Genomic DNA, 4,774 nt, shown 5'->3' on the forward strand with positions numbered 1-4,774 from the left:
GCTCCGGCGTGCCGTGCCAGGCGCCGCGGATCAGCGGACTCCACCAGCGCGGCGACCGACACGCCCGCCGACGCGAGGCCGGTCGCCACCGGCAGCAGCAGCGGCCCGGTACCGGCGACCACGGCGGTCCGGCCCGGGACGACGAGACCGCCCTTGAGCATGGCCTGGGCGCCGCCCGCGGTGAGGACACCGGGAAGGGTCCAGCCGGGGAAGGGCAGGACGGTCTCGTATCCGCCGGTGGCCAGGAGCACGGCGGTGGCGCGCACCTCGGCGGGCTCCTCCTGCTCCGGCCCGAGCAGCGCGTGCACGGTCGTTCCGTCCGTTTCCCGCTCCACGCACCACACGTGGTGCTCCGCCAGCACCCGCACGGAGCTCGCGGCGAGCCCGTCCCGCAACCGGGTCCAGGTGCGCCGCCGGTGGTGCGGCGGGTGTTCCGCGCGGAGTCCGGCGGCGGGCTGGCGGTGGAACTGTCCGCCCGGCTCCGGCGCCGCGTCGACGAGGGTGACGTGCAGGCCGCGCGCGGCCGCCGCGAGGGCGGCGGCGAGGCCCGCCGGTCCGGCTCCGATCACCGCCAGGTCAGTCCGCATGCCCCGTCTCCTCCTGCGTGCGGATCACGTCGCCCGGACGCGCCGGCACCAGACAGGCGCGTTGTCCCGGACGGTCGTTGACGGTCACCAGGCAGTCGAAGCACACCCCGATGCCGCAGAACACCCCGCGGGCGCGCCCGTCGCCCCGGGTGGTGCGCCAGGAGGTGATGCCGGCCGCCCACAGCGCGGCGGCGACGGTGCGGCCGGGCAGCACCTCGATCCGCCGCCCGTCGAAGGTGACCTCGAAGGCGGGTCCGGGCCGGGCCCCGGCACGCTCCAGCGGATTCACCACTCGGTCTCCTCTGCCTCGAAGCGGTCGGGCCGGAACGGGGCGAGGTCCAGTTCCGGTGTGCGTCCGGTCAGCGCCTGGGCGATGAGCAGCCCGGTGCCGGTGGCCAGCCCGATGCCCGCGCCCTCGTGACCGCAGGCGTGGAACAGGCCCGGCGCCCGGGGGTCGGGGCCGACCGCGGGAAGGTGGTCGGAAAGGTAGGGCCGGAAGCCCGCGTAGGTGCGCAGGGCCCGTACGCCGGAGAGGAAGGGGAACAGGCGGGTCGCGCCCGCCGCCAGGGCCCGTACGGCCGGCAGCGACAGGGACCGGTCGAAGCCGACCCGTTCCCGGCTGGCGCCGATCAGCACGGGCCCCGCGGCCGTCCCCTCCACCACCGGGGAGGTTCCCAGCGCCGCGGAGTCGCCGGCGACGTCGGCCACGTAGTCGGCGGCGTACACCTTGTGCCGGATGCGGGGTGGCAGGGGTTCGGTGACCAGGACGAAGCCGCGTCGGGGGAGGACGGGCAGGAACACCCCGGCGAGGCCGGCGAGTTCGCCGCCCCAGGGGCCGGCCGCGTTGACGACGGCGGGGGCGTGGAGATCGCCGCGGTCCGTGCGCACGCCCCGCACCGCGCCGGCGGGGGTGCGCAGCACCCCGGTCACCTCGCGGCCGGTGAGCAGCCGGGCCCCGGAGGCGCGCAGCAGGTGTGCGGCGGCCAGGGCGGGCATCACCTGCGCGTCCTGCGGGTAGTGGACACCGCCCGCGAGGCCGGGCGCCAGACGCGGTTCGAGGTCGTGGAGCCGTTCGGCGGGGACGGGGTCGGCCGTCACCCCGGCGGTCCGCTGTGCGTCCGCGAACGTCCGCAGTCCGCCCAGGGCTTCGGACGTCTCGGCGACGACGAGTCCGCCCTTGGCCTCGTACTCCACCATCTGGCTCAGCTCTTGGGCCTCTTGCGCCCACAGCCGGTGGGACAGCAGGGCGAGTTCCAGTTCGGGGCCGGGCGCCTTGTCGGAGACGAGGAGGTTCCCCTCACCCGCGCCGGTGGTTCCGCCGGCCACGGAGCCCCGGTCCACGACGGTGACGTCGAGGCCCGCCCGGGCCGCGTACAGGGCGCAGGCGGCGCCCGCCATCCCGGCCCCCACCACCACGACATCGCAGGTCAGCTGCTTGCTCACCTCAGTACTATGTCACACAGCACACATGCTGGGAACAGTGCGGACCGGGCCGGCCGGGGGCCGGTTCAGTCGGCGGCGTGGACGACCCGGAGGTGGGAGACGGTGCGGTGGGCGCGGCGGCCACGGGCCGGGGCGCGGCGGATCTCGCGCAGGACGAGGGTCAGCCGGGCGCAGCCCATGTCCCGGAGGGTGTCGGTCGTCTCGACGACGATGCGGCAGTCCGTGGCGCCCCAGCGCGGGTCGGGGTGCAGCAGCGGCCGTACCGCGCCGTCGTGTTCGGCGGCCCGCTCGCCGACGGACCGGAGCCAGTGCGGCAGCCCGTGCCGGTAGGCGGCCTCCATGATCGGATCCTGGGCGATGTCCCGGCGGATGGCCTGCAGCCCGTGGTCGTGGCCGTGGCGCTCGACGGTCTTGGCGAAGTGCGCCAGCATCGGCAGGCACCAGCTGTACTCGTGGTCGCCGAGGACGGTGGCGGCGTCCGGGTGGAAGAGGACGAACCGGAGGAAGTTGTCGACGGGCAGGGCCGTGGGGTGCGGCTCGACGTCCTGGAAAAGTGTCCGGAAAGCACTGTTGGCGAGCAGCACGTCCCAACGGTGGTCCACCACCAGGGAGGGGAACGGGGCCGCCTCGAGCAGCGCGGCGTAGTCCCGCAGATAGGCCTGGGCCCCGGGAGTCCCGGGGCCGGGCCGTGGGTCCGGCCGCTGCCCTCCTGCCTGAAATGTCATCGGGAGGTCACCCCTCTTGCCTGTGCGGCCCTGACGCGGGCCCCGATCCTGGTGCCCGGACATGCGGCATGTCAACTATCGTGGCATTCCACGACGATGGGCGGCTGAAATTGGCCACAGTTGTGGCGAGACCTGGATGTGGGTTCGAAGCACCGGCTAGTCTCCGTGAAGTTCACGGCAATCGCTTGTGAGAAGCCTGTGAGAGACGTAGGAGATCTTTCGGTGACGGGTGGCTTCGAGGGTCCGGGCACCGCGCCGACGGCCGCGCTGCCGGCCGTCGTCGCCCGCGTCGCCGCACTCGCCGACCGGCTCGGTGTGGCGCACTCCGAGGTGTTCGACGTCGGCCGGCTGTCCGTCGCCTCCGGTGTCCCGGAGCCCGTGGTCAAAGCGCTGCTGAGCGGGCGGCCCGCGGGCGAGCCCGACGTGCAGGCCCGGTTCGTGCAGCGGCTGGACCTGCTGCGCCGCACCCGGCTGAAGCCGAACGGCCGCCGGTGCACGCAGCAGGAGATCGCCGACGGCGCGGGCATGTCCCGGCAGCAGGCGGGCGCGCTGATCAACGGCGACCGGCGGCCCACCATGGAGCACTGTGACGCCATCCAGCGGTTCTTCCGGGTGCACGCCGGTTTCCTCACGGCGGAGGACCCCGAGGCCCTGACGAGCGCCCTTCAGCACATCGAGCAGGAGTTGCTGCAGAAGCTCGCGGACCGGGAGCGCGAGGCGGCGGCGGTGGCCGACGACCCGCTGGAGCGGCTGCTCCAGGACCACGGGGTGCGCGGGATCGCCTGGCGGGCCGCGCAACTGCCCACCGACCAGCACCGCGACAAGGTCGCGGAGTGGCTGGACATGCTCCTGGAGAGCGTCCAGCGGCCCAAGTCCTGACCCGGGGAGAACTGTGGGCATCGGCAGGGAAATGCGCCGCCTGTGCGGCGAGCTGGTCGCGGAGCTGACGCTTCCCGTCCCCGCGCGGCCGGCCGATCTCTACGCGGCCCTGTGCGAGGCGATGAGCCGGCGCCGCGGCCGGCCCGTGCTCTTCCGTACGGCCGTCTTCCCGCCGGGGACGGCGAGCGGGCTGTGGCTCGACATGGCCGACCTGGATCTCGTGGTGATCGAGGAACGCACCGCGCCCGACCATCAGTTGGTGATCCTGGGCCACGAGCTGTGGCACATGAAGGCGGGCCACTGCGGCAGTCATGTCGCGGGGACCGGAGTCGCGGCCCGGCTTCTGGACGCGGCGGTCGACGAGGACGCCCTGCGGGCGACCGTCCTACGGTTCGCCGCGCGCACCCGCTTCGACCTCGCGGAGGAGAAGGAGGCCGAGGCGTTCGGCCTGCTGCTGGCCAGCAAGTGCCGTACCCGGCTGGCCGGTTCGGCGTTGCGCGGGCCGGTGCAGCGGGATCATCTGGCGGGGCGGATCGGGGCGTCGCTCGGCTACCTGGGTCCGCAGAGCTGACCGGACGCGCCCCGGCGCGCGAGCCCCGCCGGCCGGGCGAACCGGCCCCCGGCGCCGCCCGATTGTCAGTGGTGGAAGGCAAGCTGGAGGCGTGCCTCCGCACCGCGCGGGGGCGTGGCACCGACGACCACGACACGGGGAGAGCCGAGCGATGCCCACCGCCGTACTGACCGACCGCGAGCGCACGGCCGTCCAGGCCTATCTACGGCTGCTGCACACCGTGCGCGCCGCCTTCGACACCACCCGGCCGGGACCGCCGGGCACTCCCGTGCCCCCGCTGGTCCCGCCCTCCGTACTCGCCGAGGCGGAGGCCGCACTGGCCCGCGCGGGCCTGACCGGCAACGAGGAGGAGTTCTTCCACCTGGTACGCACCTGGCACCCCGAGCCGTAAACCAACCCCCGGTTCCCCGCCCCCCAGGGCGCGGGGAACCACCCGCCCAGCCACATCCACCACCTCGAAACCCACGCCGACCCCCAACACCCCAGGGGCGCGGGGAACTGCGCAACCAGCCGCATCCACCACCACCTCGAAACCCACGCCGACCCCCAACACCCCAGGGGCGCGGGGA

7 protein-coding genes are annotated in these 4,774 nt (G+C 74.4%); 3 read left to right on the forward strand and 4 right to left on the reverse strand.

What is annotated here, in order from left to right:
* The 4 genes from B9S61_RS30150 to B9S61_RS30165 all read right to left on the reverse strand — a co-directional run.
* Positions 1 to 587, reverse strand: a 587-nt coding sequence (locus B9S61_RS30150) for an FAD/NAD(P)-binding oxidoreductase (protein WP_146064988.1), incomplete at its 3' end; no start/stop codon positions are given.
* Positions 577 to 876 (reverse strand): (2Fe-2S)-binding protein, encoded by a 300-nt coding sequence (locus B9S61_RS30155; protein WP_181007608.1) that lies wholly within the window; start codon positions 874 to 876, stop codon positions 577 to 579. The genes B9S61_RS30150 and B9S61_RS30155, both read right to left, overlap by 11 nt.
* Positions 873 to 2,030, reverse strand: coding sequence for an FAD-binding oxidoreductase (locus B9S61_RS30160; RefSeq protein ID WP_103545069.1), 1,158 nt, complete (start codon positions 2,028 to 2,030; stop codon positions 873 to 875). Before B9S61_RS30160 ends, B9S61_RS30155 begins: the two co-directional genes overlap by 4 nt.
* 65 nt (positions 2,031 to 2,095) lie before the next feature.
* Positions 2,096 to 2,755 (reverse strand): hypothetical protein, encoded by a 660-nt coding sequence (locus tag B9S61_RS30165; RefSeq protein ID WP_181007607.1) that lies wholly within the window; start codon positions 2,753 to 2,755, stop codon positions 2,096 to 2,098.
* 222 nt (positions 2,756 to 2,977) lie between these two features.
* Here B9S61_RS30165 and B9S61_RS30170 point away from each other — a divergent pair, with 222 nt between their 5' ends.
* From B9S61_RS30170 to B9S61_RS30180, 3 genes are all read left to right on the forward strand, one after another.
* The gene (locus B9S61_RS30170; RefSeq protein WP_103545071.1) at positions 2,978 to 3,634 is read left to right on the forward strand and encodes a helix-turn-helix transcriptional regulator; all 657 of its coding nucleotides are present in this window, start codon (positions 2,978 to 2,980) and stop codon (positions 3,632 to 3,634) included.
* Between the two features lie 31 nt (positions 3,635 to 3,665).
* Entirely contained in the window at positions 3,666 to 4,205 is a 540-nt protein-coding gene (locus B9S61_RS30175) for a toxin-antitoxin system, toxin component (protein ID WP_103545072.1), read from the forward strand.
* A 151-nt stretch (positions 4,206 to 4,356) separates the two neighbouring features.
* Positions 4,357 to 4,596, forward strand: a complete 240-nt coding sequence (locus B9S61_RS30180) for a hypothetical protein (protein ID WP_103545073.1) — start codon at positions 4,357 to 4,359, stop codon at positions 4,594 to 4,596.
* Positions 4,597 to 4,774: the final 178 nt, after the last annotated feature.

Origin of the sequence: Streptomyces sp. SM1 (assembly GCF_002910825.1) — a bacterium.
GTDB classification, from domain to species: domain Bacteria; phylum Actinomycetota; class Actinomycetes; order Streptomycetales; family Streptomycetaceae; genus Streptomyces; species Streptomyces okerensis.